This window comes from Brenneria izadpanahii, assembly GCF_017569925.1.
In the GTDB taxonomy this organism is placed as follows: Bacteria; Pseudomonadota; Gammaproteobacteria; order Enterobacterales; family Enterobacteriaceae; genus Brenneria; species Brenneria izadpanahii.
On the sequence record NZ_CP050854.1, the window covers coordinates 4,792,905 to 4,812,057 of the forward strand.

The 19,153-nt window shown below is 50.1% G+C and carries 12 protein-coding genes and 1 tRNA gene; 9 read left to right on the plus strand and 4 right to left on the minus strand.

From position 1 onward, the window contains the following. Positions 1 to 9 precede the first annotated feature (9 nt). The 3 genes from HC231_RS21430 to pepA form a co-directional block, all read right to left on the minus strand. The gene (locus HC231_RS21430) at positions 10 to 2,865 is read right to left on the minus strand and encodes a valine--tRNA ligase (protein ID WP_208228688.1); all 2,856 of its coding nucleotides are present in this window, start codon (positions 2,863 to 2,865) and stop codon (positions 10 to 12) included. A gap of 12 nt (positions 2,866 to 2,877) precedes the next feature. Next, complete coding sequence (locus HC231_RS21435; protein WP_208228689.1) at positions 2,878 to 3,327, minus strand: DNA polymerase III subunit chi; 450 nt, start codon at positions 3,325 to 3,327, stop codon at positions 2,878 to 2,880. 77 nt (positions 3,328 to 3,404) lie between these two features. Further along, complete coding sequence (gene pepA / locus HC231_RS21440) at positions 3,405 to 4,916, minus strand: leucyl aminopeptidase (protein ID WP_208228690.1); 1,512 nt, start codon at positions 4,914 to 4,916, stop codon at positions 3,405 to 3,407. 282 nt (positions 4,917 to 5,198) lie between these two features. Between pepA and lptF the strand changes: the two genes are divergently transcribed. From lptF to HC231_RS21485, 9 genes are all read left to right on the plus strand, one after another. Further along, positions 5,199 to 6,299, plus strand: coding sequence for an LPS export ABC transporter permease LptF (gene lptF / locus HC231_RS21445; protein WP_208228691.1), 1,101 nt, complete (start codon positions 5,199 to 5,201; stop codon positions 6,297 to 6,299). Further along, positions 6,299 to 7,369 (plus strand): LPS export ABC transporter permease LptG, encoded by a 1,071-nt coding sequence (lptG, locus tag HC231_RS21450; RefSeq protein ID WP_208228692.1) that lies wholly within the window; start codon positions 6,299 to 6,301, stop codon positions 7,367 to 7,369. The genes lptF and lptG overlap by 1 nt, the downstream gene beginning before the upstream one ends. Before the next feature lie 210 nt (positions 7,370 to 7,579). Beyond that, positions 7,580 to 7,664 (plus strand) — tRNA-Leu (locus HC231_RS21455). Positions 7,665 to 7,864: 200 nt separating this feature from the next. Next, entirely contained in the window at positions 7,865 to 9,124 is a 1,260-nt protein-coding gene (locus HC231_RS21460; RefSeq protein ID WP_208228693.1) for a tyrosine-type recombinase/integrase, read from the plus strand. Between the two features lie 136 nt (positions 9,125 to 9,260). Then, a complete protein-coding gene (locus HC231_RS21465) occupies positions 9,261 to 12,041 on the plus strand; it encodes a type I restriction endonuclease subunit R (RefSeq protein ID WP_208228694.1) in 2,781 nt (926 codons plus the stop codon). Next, complete coding sequence (locus HC231_RS21470) at positions 12,038 to 13,765, plus strand: restriction endonuclease subunit S (protein WP_208228695.1); 1,728 nt, start codon at positions 12,038 to 12,040, stop codon at positions 13,763 to 13,765. The genes HC231_RS21465 and HC231_RS21470 overlap by 4 nt, the downstream gene beginning before the upstream one ends. 3 nt (positions 13,766 to 13,768) lie before the next feature. Beyond that, positions 13,769 to 15,499 carry an AAA family ATPase gene (locus HC231_RS21475; protein WP_208228696.1) on the plus strand — a complete coding sequence of 577 codons (1,731 nt, stop codon included), beginning with the start codon at positions 13,769 to 13,771 and terminating at the stop codon, positions 15,497 to 15,499. Then, on the plus strand, positions 15,496 to 16,299 hold the full coding sequence (locus HC231_RS21480; protein WP_208228697.1) for an HNH endonuclease family protein: 804 nt from the start codon (positions 15,496 to 15,498) through the stop codon (positions 16,297 to 16,299). Before HC231_RS21475 ends, HC231_RS21480 begins: the two co-directional genes overlap by 4 nt. 1 nt (position 16,300) lies before the next feature. Next, positions 16,301 to 17,821, plus strand: coding sequence for a class I SAM-dependent DNA methyltransferase (locus HC231_RS21485; RefSeq protein WP_208228698.1), 1,521 nt, complete (start codon positions 16,301 to 16,303; stop codon positions 17,819 to 17,821). A 161-nt stretch (positions 17,822 to 17,982) separates the two neighbouring features. Here the strand turns inward: HC231_RS21485 and HC231_RS21490 are convergent, their stop codons facing one another. Then, positions 17,983 to 19,005, minus strand: a complete 1,023-nt coding sequence (locus tag HC231_RS21490; protein ID WP_208228699.1) for a YagK/YfjJ domain-containing protein — start codon at positions 19,003 to 19,005, stop codon at positions 17,983 to 17,985. Positions 19,006 to 19,153 lie beyond the last annotated feature (148 nt).

Sequence of the window (19,153 nt, forward strand, 5' to 3'; positions counted from 1 at the left end):
CAATACAAACTACAGCGCGGCGATGGTGGCCTGTTGCTCCAGCAATTTCGCTTTGGCCGCCGCATAGCTATCCAGTTTTTCACGCTCTTTCGCCACCACCGCTTCCGGGGCGCGAGCCACAAAGCCTTCGTTGGACAGCTTGTTTTCGATGCGGCCGATTTCCGCTTCAATCTTGGCCACTTCCTTCGCCAGACGATCCAGCTCCGCGGTTTTGTCAATCAAACCCGCCATCGGGATCAACAGTTCGGCGCCGCCCACCAGTTTGGTAACGGAAACCGGGCCTTTATCCCCCGCCGGCAGCAGCGTAATGCTCTCCAGACGAGCCAGCGTCTGAATAAAACCGCGGTTCTCTTCCACCCGGCGCGTCGCCTCGGCGTCGGCGTCACGCAACAGCAATTCCAGCGGTTTGCCCGGCGCGATATTCATTTCCGCACGGATGTTGCGCACCGCGATAATCGCCTGCTTGATCCACTCCAGATCGTCCAACGCCTGCGTATCTTCCTGCGCAGCATCAAACTCAGGGAAAGGCTGCAACATGATCGTATCGGCGCTAATGCCTTTCAGCGCTTTAACCCGCTGCCAGATGGTTTCGGTGATGAACGGGATGATCGGATGCGCAAGGCGCAGCAGCGCTTCCAATACGTTCACCAGCGTATGACGCGTACCGCGTAATTCCGCTTCCGTTCCGCCGTTCATCACCGGCTTAGCCAGTTCCAGATACCAGTCGCAGAACTGATTCCAGGTAAACTCATACAGAATATTGGCGGCGATATCGAAACGATAGCTATCCAGCGCTTCACGATACGCTTTAACCGTGCGGTTAAATTCCGCCAGGATCCAGCGATCGGCCAGCGACAGCACTTTATCTCCGCCGTTGAAGCCGCAATCCTGCTCTTCGGTGTTCATCAGCACAAAACGGCTGGCGTTCCACAGCTTGTTGCAGAAGTTGCGATAACCTTCCAGACGCTTCATATCCCAGTTGATATCGCGCCCGGTGGAAGCCAGCGCCGCCAGGGTAAAGCGCAGCGCATCGGTGCCGTGCGGCTCGATGCCGTTCGGGAACTGCTTCTCGGTACGCTTGCGAATTTTTTCCGCCAGTTGCGGCTGCATCATGTTGCCGGTACGTTTTTCCAGCAGCGCTTCGAGCGAAATGCCATCCACCATATCCAACGGGTCAATCACGTTCCCTTTGGATTTCGACATCTTCTGGCCTTCTTCATCACGGATCAGGCCCGTCATATAAACGGTATGGAACGGCACCTGCGGTTTGCCGTCTTCATCTTTGATGAAGTGCATGGTCAGCATGATCATGCGGGCAATCCAGAAGAAGATAATATCGAAGCCGCTGACCATCACGCTGCTGGGATGGAACGCTTTCAGCTCCGGCGTCTGTTCCGGCCAGCCCAGCGTGGAGAAGGTCCACAGACCGGAAGAGAACCAGGTGTCCAGCACGTCTTCATCCTGATTCAGCGCTACGTCGTCAGACAGGTTATTTTCGCGGCGCACTTCCGCTTCGTCATGGCCGACGTAAACCTTACCTTCGGCGTCATACCAGGCCGGAATACGGTGTCCCCACCACAGTTGGCGAGAGATACACCAGTCCTGAATATCGCGCATCCAACTGAAGTACATATTTTCGTACTGCTTCGGTACGAACTGAATTTCACCCTGCTCCACCGCTTCAATGGCCACTTTTGCCAGCGGCGCGGTACGCACATACCATTGGTCGGTCAGCATCGGTTCAATCACCACGCCGCCGCGATCGCCGTAGGGAACGGTCAAATCATGTGCTTTGATCTCTTCCAGCAGCCCCAGTTCATCAAACGCCGCGACCACCGCTTTACGAGCGGCGAAACGCTCAAGGCCGCGGAACTGGGTGGGGATATCGCCGCTGTAGGCGGTACTGGCTTCGCCATTGGTATCAAAGACTTCGGCTTCCTGGCGGATATCGCCGTCGAAGGTCAGAATGTTGATCATCGGCAACTGATGACGCTTGCCGACTTCGTAGTCGTTGAAATCATGCGCCGGCGTGATCTTCACGCAGCCGGTGCCTTTTTCCATATCGGCATGTTCGTCGCCGACGATCTTGATGCGGCGGTTAACCAACGGCAGGATCACGTCTTTGCCAATCAGATCTTTATAGCGCGGGTCTTCCGGGTTTACCGCCACGCCGGTATCGCCCAGCACGGTTTCAGGACGGGTGGTGGCGACCACCAGATAATCTTTGCCGTCAGCGGTTTTAACGCCGTCGGCCAACGGATAGCGCAGGTGCCACATGGAGCCTTTGGATTCGCGGTTTTCCACTTCCAGATCGGAAATGGCGGTACGCAGTTTCGGATCCCAGTTGACCAGGCGCTTACCGCGGTAAATCAGGTCTTCTTTATACAGCCGAACAAACACTTCTTTCACCGCGTTGGACAGACCTTCGTCCATGGTAAAGCGCTCGCGTTCCCAGTCCACGGAATTGCCCAGACGACGCATCTGACGGGTAATGGTGCCGCCGGATTCGGCTTTCCACTGCCAGATTTTATTGATAAAGCCTTCCCGGCCGTAGTCGTGGCGGGTTTTGCCCTCTTCCGCCGCGATTTTACGCTCCACCACCATCTGGGTGGCGATACCGGCGTGGTCGGTACCCGCCTGCCATAGGGTGTTTTTCCCCTGCATACGCTGATAGCGAATCAGCGTATCCATAATGGTTTGCTGGAAAGCATGGCCCATATGCAAGCTGCCGGTGACGTTGGGCGGCGGGATCATGATGCTGAAGCTTTCTTTGCTCGCATCGCCGTTCGGCTTGAAATAGCCTTGCTCTTCCCAGTGCTCGTAAAGAGGCTGCTCGATATCTTGCGGGTTATATTTCGTTTCCATTATGCTCAAAATTCAGTGAGTTGGCGGCTTAGCCGTAGTCAATTGAAAGCCGACGCTGCGATAGGCCTTATAGCGGTCGCGCGCCAACTGTTTCAGGGATTCTTCGTAAGGGACAAAGTCTATCACTTCATGGAAAGCGGTGGCAAAATCTGCGAAGTACGGCAGCAGGCTGATAAGCAGCTCCCGGGGGGCGTTTCCCCGCCGCTCCGGCCATGCCAGTTCGACCGGCGCGCCCTGACGCGGCCCCTCGCCGGCCAGATTATGCGGCACGAACGAATGGGGATCGCGTTGCCACAGCGCTTCATCCAGCCGTATGGCCTGCTGTTCATTCTCACAGGCGATCAATACGCGCTTTCCCGCGCGCCAACGTTCCGCCGCCAGATCGCATGCCAGCGCCTCAAAGGCGCTGAGCTCATCGCTTTTTCTGTCATGTTCGAGAAGATAGAACGTTGCGTTTTTCATTGTTTACACTATTGATAAGGGCCGGAAACACCGGCCCGTTTGTTCAGGTACGATTCGCCGTGCCTGACGGATTGCCATCACTCTACATCGTTCAGCCCGGCGCGATTAAGCAGGAACTGAGACAGCAGCGCCACCGGACGTCCCGTCGCGCCCTTGGCTTTCCCTGATCGCCAGGCCGTACCGGCGATATCCAGGTGCGCCCAGCTATATTTGCGCGTAAAGCGGGACAGGAAGCAACCCGCGGTGATCGCCCCGCCGGGACGACCGCCGATATTCGCCATATCGGCGAAGTTGGATTCCAGCTGTTCCTGGAACTCATCCGTTAACGGCAAGCGCCATGCCCGATCGCCGGACTGCTCGGAAGCGCCCAGCAGTTCGTGCGCCAACGGATTATGGTTCGACATCAGCCCGGTAATATGATGACCCAGCGCGATCACGCAGGCGCCGGTCAACGTGGCGATATCAATCACCACCTCTGGCTCATAGCGCTCCACATAGGTCAGCGCATCACACAGCACCAGACGGCCTTCGGCGTCGGTGTTCAGCACTTCCACCGTCAGGCCCGACATGGTGGTCAGCACATCGCCGGGACGATAAGAGCGCCCGTCGACCATGTTTTCACAGCCGGCCAGTACGCCGATAATATTCAGCGGCAGCGCCAGCTCCGCCGCCATGCGCATCACACCGTAGACCGTGGCGGCGCCGCACATATCGTATTTCATTTCATCCATGCTGTCGGCCGGCTTGATCGACACGCCGCCGGAATCAAACGTCAAGCCTTTACCGACCAACACTATCGGCCGGGCATCCGGCGACGGATCGCCCTTGTATTCGATAACCGACATCAGGGATTCATTCTGGGAACCCTGGCCGACCGCCAGATAGGCATTCATGCCCAGCTCTTTCATCTGCTGTTCGCCAATCACCCGGGTGATGATGTTCTGGCTGTAGGTATCGGCCAGTTGGCGCGCCTGAGAAGCCAGATAGGCGGCATTACAGATATTGGGCGGCATGTTGCCCAGATCTTTCGCCGCTTTGATGCCGGCGGCGATCGCCAGGCCGTGCTGAATGGCGCGTTCTCCGCTGGTCAGCTCGCGGCGCGTCGGCACATTAAACACCATTTTACGCAGCGGACGACGTAACTCGACTTTATTGCTTTTCAGTTGATCAAAGGTATAGAGCGACTCTTTCGCCGTTTCGACCGCCTGGCGCACTTTCCAGTAAGTATTACGGCCTTTAACGTGCAATTCGGTCAGAAAACAGACCGCTTCCATCGACCCCGTCTCATTTAACGAGTTGATGGTTTTCTGAATGACCTGCTTATACTGACGTTCGTCCAGTTCCCGCTCTTTGCCGCAGCCAATCAGTAAAATACGCTCTGAAAGGATGTTGGGTACATGATGCAATAGCAATGATTGCCCCACTTTGCCTTCCAGTTCACCGCGGCGAAGCAAGGCGCTAATATAGCCGTCGCTGATTTTATCAAGCTGTTCGGCAATCGGGGACAAGCGACGCGGTTCAAACACGCCGACGACAATGCATGCACTGCGTTGTTTTTCCGGGCTACCGCTTTTTACGCTGAACTCCATGTACTCTCCTGAATCTTAAAGACAAAGACGGGATCAACGGCTAGAATGTGACACTCCGTAATACTTTCCCGCCGTTGCGTTAACATAACCTGTGTTAATCTTAACGACGTAATGAATCTGCTTAGATGAGTATAAGCAGGTTCTGATAAAACAACCCAAACACAGTATGTTGTAATACAGTTTTAGCTACGAAGGTTGCCACAAATGAGTATAAATGGCGAGTTAGCGAAGAAACTATCGACTTTCCTGCAAAAAGACAAGTTTTCACAGGCGTAATTAAGCGTGATCATCACTCGATATCTGGTACGGGAAACATTTAAAAGCCAACTGGCCATCCTTTTCATTCTGTTACTAATTTTCTTTTGTCAGAAATTGGTGCGGATACTGGGCGCCGCCGTTGATGGCGATATCCCGACCAATCTGGTTATTTCCCTGCTGGGATTGGGCGTGCCTGAAATGGCGCAGCTCATTTTACCGTTAAGTTTGTTTCTCGGATTACTCATGACATTCGGCCGCCTATATGCGGAAAGCGAGATCACGGTGATGCATGCCTGCGGTCTCGGCAAAAGCGTACTGCTTAAGGCGGCGCTGGCGCTAGGGGTGCTGACGGCGGCGGCGGCGGCGGCCAATGCATTATGGCTTAGCCCCTGGTCTTCCCGCCATCAGGAAGTGGTGATGGCCGAAGCCAAAGCCAATCCCGGCATGGCAACGCTGGTGGAAGGCCAGTTCCAGTCCGCTCAGGGCGGCAATGCCGTACTGTTTGTCGGCAACGTCAAAGGCTCGGAATTTGAACACGTTTTTCTGGCTCAGCTAAGGCCCAGAGGCAACGCGCGGCCTTCGGTCGTCGTCGCCGATCGCGGCCACGTCACGCAGAACGACGATGGAACCCAGATCGTGACGCTGGACAACGGCGCCCGCTATGAAGGCACCGCGCTGCTGCGTGATTTCCGCATCACGGACTTCACCAACTATCAGGCGGTGATTGGCCATCAGTCGGTCACGCTCGATAGCAGCGACGTGGAACAGATGGATATGACCACGCTGTGGCGTTCAGATAGCCATGACGCCCGAGCCGAGTTTCACTGGCGTTTGACGCTCATCGTCTCCGTGTTGATCATGGCGTTGATGGTCGTACCGCTGAGCGTCGTCAATCCGCGCCAGGGCAGAGTGCTGAGCATGCTGCCCGCGATGCTGCTCTATCTGATTTTCTTCCTGCTGCAAAGCTCGCTGCGCTCCAACGCCAGCAAAGGGAAATTGGATCCCATGATATGGATATGGATGACGAATCTGCTGTATCTCGGCATTGCCGTGCTGTTGAATCTCTGGGATACCGTGCCAATGCGCAAAATTCGGTCCCGTCTGACGTTGAGGGAGGCGGTCTGATGTTTGGCGTACTAGACCGTTATATCGGTAAAACGATTTTTACCACCATCATGGCGACGCTGTTCATGCTGGTATCGCTTTCCGGCATCATCAAATTTGTCGATCAGCTGCGCAAAGTCGGCCAAGGAAGCTATTCGGCGCTTGGGGCCGGACTTTATACGCTGCTCAGCGTGCCGAAAGATATTGAAACCTTCTTCCCGATGGCTGCGCTGCTTGGCGCGCTGCTGGGTCTGGGGACGCTGGCAACCCGCAGTGAACTGGTGGTGATGCAGGCCGCGGGATTTACCCGCTTACAAATCGCGGCCGCCGTGATGAAAACCGCTATCCCGCTGGTACTGCTCACCATGGCGATTGGCGAGTGGGTATCGCCAAGAGGCGAACAGATGGCGCGCAACTACCGCTCGCAGATGATCTCCGGCGGCTCCATGATCTCCACGCAGAATGGTCTGTGGGCCAAAGATGGCAATGATTTCATCTTTATCGAGCGGGTGGTGAACGACAAAGAACTATCCGGGGTCAACATCTACCACTTCGATAATCAAAACAAACTGCTGTCGGTCCGCTATGCCGCATCCGCGTTGTTTGAGGATAACCAGTGGAGGCTTTCCCAGGTTGATGAATCCGACCTCCGCGACGGAAAACAGATTGGCGGCAGCCAGACGCTGAGCGGCGAATGGAAAACCAACCTGACCCCCGACAAACTCGGAGTCGCGGCACTCGAACCGACCGCCCTTTCCATCAGCGGACTATACGACTACGCCAACTACCTCAAGCTAAGCGGACAGGAACCCAGCCGCTACGTGCTGAGCATGTGGAGCAAGATATTTGCGCCGCTATCCGTCGCCGTGATGATGCTGATGGCGCTCTCCTTCATCTTCGGCCCGTTGCGCAGCGTTCCCGCCGGGGTACGTATCGTCATCGGCATCAGTTTCGGTTTCCTGTTCTACCTGCTAAATGAAATCTTCCGGCATTTGAGTCAGGTATACGGCATTCCCCCGATATTGGGCGCGATTCTGCCAAGCGCCGTGTTCCTGGTAATCAGCGTAGCGCTGCTGCTAAAACGCCGTTAGGCCGAAACGAATACGCACGCAAAGGCGCTGAGCGGGAATCCCGCCCAGCGCCTTTTTCTATCCGGCAGAAACGCGCGTCCCCGCTCCGAAAGCGCGATAACGCCTTGCCAAAGATGATTTTTTCAGCACTTAACCCGGCACAGGGCGGAATAGAGTTGCGCACCGGTCGGCAAACGGTATAATGCACCCGTTTTCCGCATACCTCTTCGTGCCGAAGTGGCGAAATCGGTAGACGCAGTTGATTCAAAATCAACCGTAGAAATACGTGCCGGTTCGAGTCCGGCCTTCGGCACCAACAGTATGTAAATAGACGTCTACGGACGTCTTTTTTTATGCCTGAAATCCGCGCCACACAAGGCCTTACCCGAATTTTCTGTCAACGGAAGTCAATCTGAGTCCACCCACATCAATCTGCTTGTGAGTATAGAACCGAGTATATATGCTGGTTCGATATTGCTTATATACTCACAGCAGGATTATGGAAGGATAACCATTATGGCCCTGACAGATACTAAGGTACGTTCTGCTAAACCCGAGGAAAAAGAGTATTCGCTGGTCGATGGCGACGGCATGTTTTTGCTAGTTCATCCCAATGGCTCAAAATACTGGCGCTTTCGTTTTCGCTTCGGTGGCAAACAGCACCTGATGGCGTTTGGCGTCTATCCCGAAGTTTCACTGGCGGATGCCAGACAGAAGCGGGAAGACGCCAGAAAGTTGGTTGCTGCGGGCATTGATCCGCGTGAGCAAAAACGTGCGGTACAAGAAGAACAGGCGAAGGCGGTATTCACTTTTGAGTTTGTAGCCCGAGAGTGGCACGCTACCAATCAAAAGTGGTCGGAAGAGCATAGCCGCCGCGTGCTGAAAAGCCTGGAAGATAACCTCTTCTCTGCTATCGGTAAACGCAACATTGCCGAACTCAAAACGCGAGACCTGTTAGCCCCTATTAAGGTGGTTGAACAATCAGGCCGTCTTGAAGTGGCATCACGACTTCAACAACGCACAACCGCAATAATGCGCTACGCGGTACAAAGCGGGTTAATCGACTACAACCCGGCGCAGGAAATGGCGGGCGCTGTGGCATCAAGTAATCGGCAGCATCGTCCTGCACTGGAATTAAAGCATACTCCCGAGCTGCTTCAGCGCATCGATAGCTATACCGGCAGGCCATTAACGCGTTTGGCGGTAGAGTTGACGTTATTGATCTTTATCCGCTCCAGCGAACTGCGCTTTGCCCGTTGGTCGGAGATCGATTTTGAAACCTCAATGTGGACTATCCCTCCTGAGAGAAAACCGATAGAGGGTGTGAAGCACTCTCATCGTGGCTCAAAAATGCGTACTCCGCATTTAGTGCCCCTTTCCCGACAGGCGTTAGTTATTTTGAAGCAAATACAGCAATTCAGCGGCAACCATGAACTGATCTTTATTGGCGATCACGATCCGCGTAAGCCCATGAGTGAAAATACGGTGAACAATGCCTTGCGGGTAATGGGGTACGACACCAAGGTTGACGTCTGCGGTCACGGCTTCAGGACAATGGCCTGTAGCTCGCTAATTGAATCGGGGTTATGGTCGAGGGATGCAGTGGAGCGCCAGATGAGCCATATGGAACGTAACTCGGTACGGGCGGCGTACATCCACAAAGCGGAGCATCTGGATGAACGCAAGCTGATGTTGCAATGGTGGGCGGATTTTCTGGATGCGAATCGGGAGAAGGCGGTGAGTGCGTTTGATTTTGGGAAGTTATTGGCTGACTAATTCATAATAAATAACAGGTTGTAACTCTGGAAAGCGTTACAACCTAATAAAGTAGAATTATTAAAAGAGCTATTTTTTTGAACATGATTTTGACCTATAAGACTGTATACACACGCGGGTAAAGGAGGAGGCACGTATGACGCCAGAAGCGAAGGCGCGCCAGATAATCGATTCGAGGCTAGAACAAGCCGGTTGGATTATTCAGGATATGAAGCAAGTTAACCTGTCGGCAGGCCTTGGCGTAGTGATACGTGAATTCCCCACAGACAGCGGACCTGCGGATTATGTGTTGTTCATAAACCGGGATATGGTCGGCGTCATTGAAGCTAAAAGGGATAGCGCTGGTGAAAATATTACAGTGACCGAGATCCAGTCCGACCGTTATGCTTCGGCCAAACTGAAATGGCGCAAAGACTCGGCTCCTCTGCGTTTCCTATTCCAAGCTACGGGGCAAATCATCCGCTTTACTGATAATGCTGATCCCTCCCCGCGCTCGCGCGAGATCTTCCACTTCTTCAAACCGGAAACCTTGGCAACCTGGCTGGATCAACCAGAGACCCTACGACGCCGTTTGGCCGAGCAGATGCCTGCCCTGCCAGAGCGTAACTTACGCGACTGCCAAATTAGTGCAGTAACTGGTCTGGAAGCATCATTGGCCCAGAATAAGCCGAGAGCTTTAGTACATATGGCTACTGGTGCGGGCAAAACCTTTACGGCGATCACTTCGGTGTACCGACTGCTTAAATTTGGCGGTGCTAAGCGTATTCTCTTCTTGGTGGATACTCGTAACCTCGGCAAACAAGCACATCAAGAGTTCATGGCTTACACTCCGCCGGATGATGGGCGTAAGTTTACTGAACTCTATAACGTACAACGTTTGAATTCTCCGAATGTCGATCCCCATGCTCAGGTATGTATCAGTACCATTCAACGGATGTACTCCATCTTAAGTGGCGAACCTATAGACGAGTCGGCTGAAGATGTTTCTCTCAATGAGGTGCAACAAACCAGTCGGCAAGAAAAGTTTGTTCGCTACAATCCGCTTGTTCCGATAGAGACTTTCGACTTCATCATTATCGATGAATGCCATCGAAGCATTTACAACCTTTGGAAGCAGGTTCTCGATTACTTTGACGCCAGTTTGGTAGGCCTGACCGCTACTCCTGATAAGCGTACCTTTGGCTTTTTTAACGAAAACATTGTTGCTGAATACACTTATGAACAATCAGTCGCTGATGGCGTCAACGTCGGTTACGACGTCTACGAAATCGAAACGGAAATAACCAAGAAAGGTTCTGAACTTAAAGCTAAAGAATGGGTGGATCATCGCGACCGGCAAACGCGCAAAAAGCGTTGGAGTGAAACTGAGGAAGATACGATTTATTCAGGGAAAGAGTTGGATCGTTCAGTAGTTAATCCCAGTCAGATTCGCAAAGTGATCCTTGCGATGAAGAATGCAGTTGAAAAACAGATCTTTCCATCCCGGCAAGAGACACCCAAAACGCTTATTTTTGCTAAAACAGACAGCCACGCTGATGACATCATCAATATAGTGCGTGAAATCTATGACCAAGGGAATGCATTTTGCAAGAAAGTCACTTATCGATCGGACGAAGATGCGGATAGTGTCCTCAGTAGTTTTCGTAATGACTACAACCCGCGTATCGCTGTGACAGTGGATATGATTGCCACTGGTACTGATATCAAGCCGTTGGAAGTTCTGCTGTTTATGCGTGATGTTCGTAGCAAGGGTTACTACGAGCAGATGAAAGGCCGAGGTGTGCGATCGCTCGATAGCGATAGCTTGAAGCGTGTGAGTAACAGTGCTGATGGCGATAAAAGTCGTTTCGTGCTGATTGATGCTGTTGGGGTGGAGAAATCGCTTAAAACTGAGAGCCGCCCACTAGAGAAAAAGCCGAATATTGCGTTGAAGGATCTCCTTCAGGGCGTCGCTATGGGGTGTCGGGATGATGACACCGTTTTGTCATTGGCTAATCGTCTCATCCGACTTGCCAAACAGTTGGATGGCAAGGCCAAGGCTCGAATTGAAGAAGCTTCAGGGGGACTGAGTATTGGTGAGCTCGGTAAAGGTTTAATCACTGCACTGGATCCCGATGCTATTGTTGCGACAGCGCTTGATATTGCTCTCGCACAGGGGCTTATCCGTAACGAAGAGACCTTATTGCCTGAGGAGATCGCTGCTGCTCGTGCTGGCCGTGTCGCTGAAGCTTGTGCTCCTTTTGATAAACCATCATTGCGTGATGCTATTGAGAACGCTCGTCGTGAGCGAGAGCAATTGATTGATCATATCAACCTGGATCAGGTCATCTTCTCTGGCTTCTCTGAACAGGCTGAGAGCCAAGCTAAAGCTAATATTGCTGAATTTGTGAGTTATATTCAGCGGCATAAGGATGAAATTGCCGCACTTAGCTTCTTCTATCAACAACCTTACCAGCGACGGGCATTGACCTTTGACATGATCGAGGAATTGCACGAACATCTCGCCAAGCCGCCATTGATGCTGACCACTGAACGACTATGGAGTGCCTATGCGCGGGTTCAGACCAACCAGGTCAAAGGCGTTGAGCGCAAGCGCCAACTCACCGATCTGGTCTCGCTGGTCCGTTTTGCCCTGGGGCTAGAGAGTGAGCTCAAACCTTTTGCCGATGAGGTAGATAAGCGCTTCCAGACCTGGATTTTCCGCCACAACGCTCAACGTGCCAGTGCCTTTACCCCGGAACAAACCGAATGGTTGCGCCTGATCAAAGAGCATATTGCCAGCAGTTGCAGCATTCAGCGCGATGATTTTGACTACGCCGAACTGGCCGATAAGGGCGGGTTGCAGAAGGCATGGCAACTATTTGGTAAGGAGTTGGATACCTTGATAACAGAAATGAATAAGGAATTGGTGGCGTGAGTACATTGCCAATCGGATGGGCTCGGGTTGATTTTGATGAATCGGTTGATGTCGTATCAGATCGTGGATTTCGAATAAAACAAAAAGACTATCTAACGTCAGGAAAACTACCCGTAATTGATCAAGGTGAAGGATTCATCGGGGGCTACACAAATGACCTTGATGCTCAAGTCATATCACCAAGTCCGCTGATCGTTTTCGGCGATCATACACGTCGTTTCAAACTAGTAACATTTCCGTTTGCTGTTGGAGCCGATGGCGTAAAACTCTTTTCACCAATCCCTGTTTGGGAACCAAAATTCCTATTTTTACAGCTACAAAATCTCTCTATCGAAAATAGAGGGTATGGTCGTCACTTCCAGCATTTACGCAAAAAATCACTTTTTCTTGCCCCTTTCCCAGAACAAATCCGCATCGTAGAAAAACTCGAAGAGCTGCTAACAGGTCTCGATTCTGGTATGGCCGAGCTTAAAGTTGCACAGAAAAAGCTTTCTCAGTATCGCCAGTCATTGCTCAAAGCCGCCGTCGAAGGGGCTTTGACAGCAGAGTGGCGAGAGAACAACCCACCGATCGAGAGTGGATCACAACTGTTGGAACGCATTCTGCTTGAGCGCCGCGCGCGCTGGGAAGCCAAGCAGTTGGCCAAGTTCACCGAGCAGGGCAAAAAACCACCGAAGGACTGGCAGAATAAATACCCTGAGCCGGTTCAGCCCGATACCACTGATTTACCGCAACTGCCGGAGGGGTGGGTTTGGGCGAGTGTGGAACAAATTGCTTCTGATGAACAATACAGCCTTGCTATAGGACCATTTGGCAGCAACCTTAAAGTTTCTGATTACCGTGCTTCAGGTGTGCCTTTGGTCTTTGTTCGCAATATTCGCTCCGGCAATTACGGTGGTGAGAACACCAGGTTTGTATCACAGATAAAAGCAAACGAGCTAAGTGCGCATGGTGTAATGCCGGGTGATGTCGTAGTTACAAAAATGGGCGAGCCACCAGGGGATGCAGACGTATATCCAGACGATCAGCCTCCTGCGATTATCACGGCAGATTGCATAAAAATTCGATGCTGTGGCGAATTAATGAACCCATTATTTTTGAAAATAGCGATCAATTCGAATGTTGGAAAGCGTCAAATTGAGCCAATGACTAAAGGTGTAGCCCAAAAAAAGGTAAGCCTTGGTCGATTCAGTAAGTTAGCGGTCCCTGTACCACCAGCCAATGAACAATCTCTAATTGTGCGGATGGTTGGCGAAGCAGACAACGATGCTTTTGTACAATTAGCTGCCATCGATTTATCGCTCAAACAATGCAGCGCCCAACGCCAAAATATTCTGCGTGCCGCATTCTCTGGGCAATTAGTAACGCAGGAGCCTAATGATGAACCTGCCAGCGTGCTGCTGGAACGCATTCGCGCCCAGCGGGCGGAACAGGCTAAGCAGCCTAAACCTCGCATGACTAAGAAAAAGGAGAGCACCACAGTGGCTCGCAAATTAATCGATGTACTCACCGAGGCTAGCGACTGGCTGCCAGCACAAGAGGCCTTTCGCCGCTGTGGGATTGCTGATGGAGCGCAAACCGAAGAGATTGAAGCGCTGTATGCCGAATTGCGCACATTGGATAAGAGTCAGCATCTATCATTCAAGGCGGTCTTCGACTTGGTTGACACACCGGAAGGCAAAAAACACCGCAAGGTCGCCGACCATTTAAAGTGGGTTGGCTAAACCATGCGTTTAGATAAGCTCACCATAGGTAGCGCCAAAGACAGCCCAACCCACCAGTTCAAAAACCTGAAGAATGTCACCATCGACTTTGATGAAGAACATTGGGTCACCGTGGTAATTGGTTGGAACGGCACCGGAAAATCTAATGTGCTGGAAGCATTGGCTATCATCTTTCGAGATTTGATCGCCAAAAAACGCACACCCTCTTTTGCCTTTCAACTGGCTTATCGCATGGGTTCTGACGAAAAGTTGCTCCACATTCACATTGATGCCGACCCAGATCGTGACAAAGAGCCTTTCGTAATTCATGTTGCGACGGACTTGCAGGCCCGTGGTGAGGGAACTCTGACTCCATTCATCGAAGGTGAGGAGACAGTATCAGCCTTACGTGGTAACGCCATTAAGCTCACAGCCTTCTTGAAGGCAGACAGCGATTTTCTGCCTCGTTATGTGTTCAGCTACTACTCTGGCGAAAGCCCGCGTATGCATGAGATATTTCGTCCCTACCTGGAAAGCTACGATAGCAAACTGCGTAACGGCGAAGACCCAGGTTTAAAACGGTTGTTCTATGCCATGCCGGTGCATAGTCAGTTCGTTTTGCTCGCATTTTTGATTCAACAATCAGACATCGTCAGAACCTTTCTGGATGAACACCTGGGGCTAGACCCTGATGAGGGTATTGAATCCGTACTGTTTGTACTACGTCAACCACCATGGAAATCCAAGGCTACCGATGGCGATCCTCGTTTCTGGAATGCGCGTGGTGTAGTGCGTGACTTCTTATCGCGTCTCTATGACATCGCATTGGCTCCGATTGAAGTGTCTCGACAGGTATCGACATCAATCTGGAACAAAACGACTCTGCAGTTTAAGTATCTCTATGTGAAGGATATTGAGGCACTGCGGCGCTTGGTCGGTGATCAAGTCCCGGCCCAGTTTTTTCGGGATTTGGAGAGCACCTATGTTTCAGAATTAATTGAAGAAGTTCGCATTAAAGTTCGTCTTAAGAAAAACGATGGTAGCGTGACCTTTCGCGAGCTAAGTGAAGGTGAGCAGCAGCTGCTCACCGTCCTCGGCTTGCTTCGCTTTACCGCAGAAGATGAAAGCCTATTTCTGTTGGATGAGCCTGACACGCACTTAAACCCCCGCTGGAGTGTGGATTACATATCGTATCTCAAGCAGTTCATTGCGAGCGGTACTACCCATGAAGAGACCAGTCACATCTTGCTCACAACTCACAATCCTCTAGCCATTGCCGAACTGGACCGAGAGCAAGTACAAATCTTGCGGATGAGCAAGGAGGATGAACAGCGTCGGATTGTGGCCTGTTACCCAGAGATGGCACCTCGAGGAATGGGCTACGCAGCAATCGTGACCAGCGATATGTTTGGAATTGCTTCATCACTGGATCAACCTACACAGTTGCTGTTGGAAACACAGAGGGCTTTCGCCGCCAAATCACACCTCTCGGTAGAGGAACAGCAAGAACTGGATATCATCAACGCTCAACTAAATCGCCTTGGTTTTCGGTTTTTCCATCCTGATGACGAATACTCACGATATTTGCGACTTCGCAATGAAATCCTTATGGCTCGTTTTACGGTTACAAAACCAAGAGAGCTAGCGGATAGAGTGGTTGCTATGAGTCGGAGCGAGCGGGAGGCGCTTGCGACCGCTCTGATTGAAAAGCTGATGTCTGATGATGATGAGCAGATGGATAAGGTCGATCCATGAGATATATTGATATTGATGAATTAGAGTTGCCAGATGGATGGTTAGAAAAAGCGGCTACCGCCTCTGCTGCTGTTGCTGCGGGTGCTAAACCAGACGATCATTCAGCCGTTTGGCGCGAACTCAAGGATGCTTTGGCTGACCTATTTCCCAATAAAAAATGCTGGTACTGCGAGTCTCCAGTTGATCGCGCGGACAATGCAGTCGATCACTTTCGCCCTAAAGGAAGAGTGAGTGATGCAGCACACCCACATAACGGATATCGCTGGTTAAGTTTTGAACCTAAAAATTATCGTTATGCGTGCACGTTCTGTAACAGTCTGCGCAAAGACGTTGAAAGTGGGACTGTAGCAGGCAAAGCAGATCGTTTTCCACTGATTGTTGAAGCGAACCGTCTTTATGCTCCAGGCCCATTGACACAGGAAAAACCCACCTTACTCGATCCCTGCGAACTGAACGACTGGGAATTAATAGGATGCAAACAGGAAAATGGGAAACCGTGTCCGACAAGCACAGACCAATTAAAAAAAAACAGAGCTGAAGTATCTATTTCTATTTATCACCTCGACTATGAACCCACTTGCAAGCAGCGACATGCTGCTGCAGTGAGTCTTATGGCTGACATTGCACTAGCAAAGCAATTTTTTGGGCAACCGGGAATGGATGATTTCTTCACTAACGTTGCGAAAAAAATAAAACGAGCAATCAGCCTTAAGGCTCCTTTCAGTGGGGATATGATTTTTCTCTTGAGGGGACAACGAGACGCAGCTCATCCCTGGATTCAAATGTTGTTGGAACTCTGATATGAACGCAAGCACCCTAGTCCAGAAACTCTGGAACTTCTGTAACACTCTGCGCGATGATGGCGTCGGTTATGGCGACTATCTGGAGCAGCTCACCTATCTGTTGTTTTTAAAGCTGGCACACGAATATGCACAAGAGCCCTATAACCACGCCACCAAAATCCCCAAAGGCTATGGCTGGAGCAGTTTGAGCAGCAAAACTGGCGAGCCGTTAGAGGCGCATTACCTATCTACTCTGCACAAACTGGGGCAGGAGCCGGGTATGCTGGGCGCTATCTTCTTCAAGGCACAGAACAAGATTCAAGATCCAGCCAAGCTTTCTCGCTTGGTACAACTCATTGATGCGGAAAACTGGATCAGCTTGGATGCCGATACCAAAGGCGATCTCTACGAAGGTCTGCTGCAAAAAAACGCTGAGGACACCAAGAGTGGTGCCGGTCAGTACTTTACCCCCCGAGCCATCATTCAAGCTATGGTCGCCTGTATGCAGCCCGAGCCGATGAAAACCATCGCCGATCCTGCCTGTGGCACGGGGGGATTCTTTCTGGTCGTCAATGAATGGTTATCAGGTACAGGTCACTGGCTGCAAGAAAACGCCGATTGGTTGCAGCGTGAAATTCCCAAGCTCAATAGGACACAAGCGCGCTTTTTGCGTGAGGGGACCTTCTACGGTAACGAGATAGTTTCCAGCACGCGCCGCATGTGTCTGATGAACCTGTTTTTGCACAATATTGGCGAGCTGTATGGCGAACCAGCGATAGAGCGTTCCGATGCCCTGATTTCAGAGCCAAAAATCAAGGTTGATTATGTGCTGGCCAATCCACCGTTTGGCAAAAAGAGCAGCATGACCATCACCAATGAAGAGGGTGATGAAGATCGTGATGCGCTGACTTACGAGCGCCAGGATTTCTGGGAAACTACCTCCAACAAGCAGCTTAACTTTCTACAGCACATCGTCAGCATGCTGAAACTGGATGGCAAGGCTGCAGTAGTACTGCCTGATAATGTATTATTTGAAGGTGGGGTAGGGGAAAAAATTCGACGGAAATTGCTGGAAAATTGTGATGTTCACACCATACTGCGTTTACCCTCAGGTATTTTTTATGCACAAGGCGTAAAAGCTAACGTTGTGTTCTTTGACGCAAAGCCCAAAGATGGGAAAATTCATACAAAAGGAATTTGGTTCTATGATCTGCGTACTGGCAAGCATTTTACGTTAAAGACTCGTACGCTAAAACTAAATGACTTGCAGGATTTTATCGCTTGCTATAACCCAAAAAATCGTCACAAAAGACAAGAAACTGAACGTTTCAAGTTCTTCAGCTATGAAGAGCTTGTAGCTAGAGATAAGGCTAGCCTCGATATTTTTTGGTTGAAAGACGACAGCCTGGATAATCTTGAGGATTTGCCTCCACCAGATGTTCTACAGCACGAAATTATTGAACATTTAGAAGCGGCGTTAACCGCTTTCCGCGAAGTGGCTAATGAGTTACAAGTTGTATCTAAGCAGACAGATGGCTAAGTGAAAAAATCAAGGTTAGCTATCTAGAATAACGTAGTAGCTAACTTTGAGATTCAACTTTAGTGGCTCTAGACTAGAGCACGGAAAGTCTTATGAGTTATGAACTTGCTGTTTATCAATTGGTTAATAATGGTTGGCTAATTATTAATCGTTGTGGGGTATTATCTAAAGTTGGATTGACGAGGACGACCTCGTTTTTTCGATTGATTCTTTATCATTTCTCCTCGACCAAATATTCTGGAGTTATTTGGCAGCGTTAATCGTATTATACTATCGGTTTTTGTTAAGTATTTTATGGCTATTTTTAAATTATTTCTTTTCTTGTTATCTGAGTAATGTACATTGCCGATTCCTGACCTATCGTCCTGATGATAGGCTGCATTGCAGTTGAAATAGAGCCCCATGCCATCAGTTATTTTTTGTGACCAATATACTCCAACAAGTCTAGCCAATAAAATATCATTGCGAACTTTATTGCCATCAAAAAAAAAGCAAGTATGGTAATGAAATCCTTTAATGGAGCCAAATTCCATTTTCCACAAGTAACCTATACAATACTGAAATAATGAGTGTGATTGTACGCTTTTCATTAATTTTTTACGATGGATTTGAGTAGTCGCCGCTGTTATTGAATTGTATTTCGACTTTAGATACGAAAGATCAACTCTGAGCACTAAGATTTTGCTATAGTTTTCAAAAAGTTCGTCGATGTAAGACAATGAACTTAAATAGTTTTTTTTAGCTGTTCGATGAAAGTTCCGTAGTTTTCTTTTATATTTTACTGAGTTTGATTCAACCTGAAATTGGTGTAGTAAATTATTTAGCGTAATTATGTCCGCCGGGGTTGGATTTGATTCCCCTAGCGTTCTATATAGGTTGTTATTTTTTTTAATATGAAAAAACAACTCTATTAGCGGATGGGGTTTATGATATTCGCACATGGAGTTTTTAACCTGTTCAATACAACTTATTGCTTCTAATAAAATACGGGTTGTATATTTATTATTTACTGTCGCGTTAGTGTTTAAGGATGTGTTTTCCTTTCGTACGAGTTGGTTTAATATTGACAGTATTCGTACCTGTGATTTAATGTAATCATAATCTTTTGTTATCAATAATGTTGTGTCATTGATTGCGTCGTGTAAGCATGATGATTCTAATAATGACCATTCTTTATCATTCATTGTAGTAACTCTTCTACTCTCTCAAAAAGTAATGTTTATATGGATGGGTCGTGATTAAGTTATTATTTATAAGCAATTAGTATATAATAAAATCCTAAATGCTTAAGTTGAGTATTTAAGTGGGTAATAACCATTGGAGGGGTTTCAT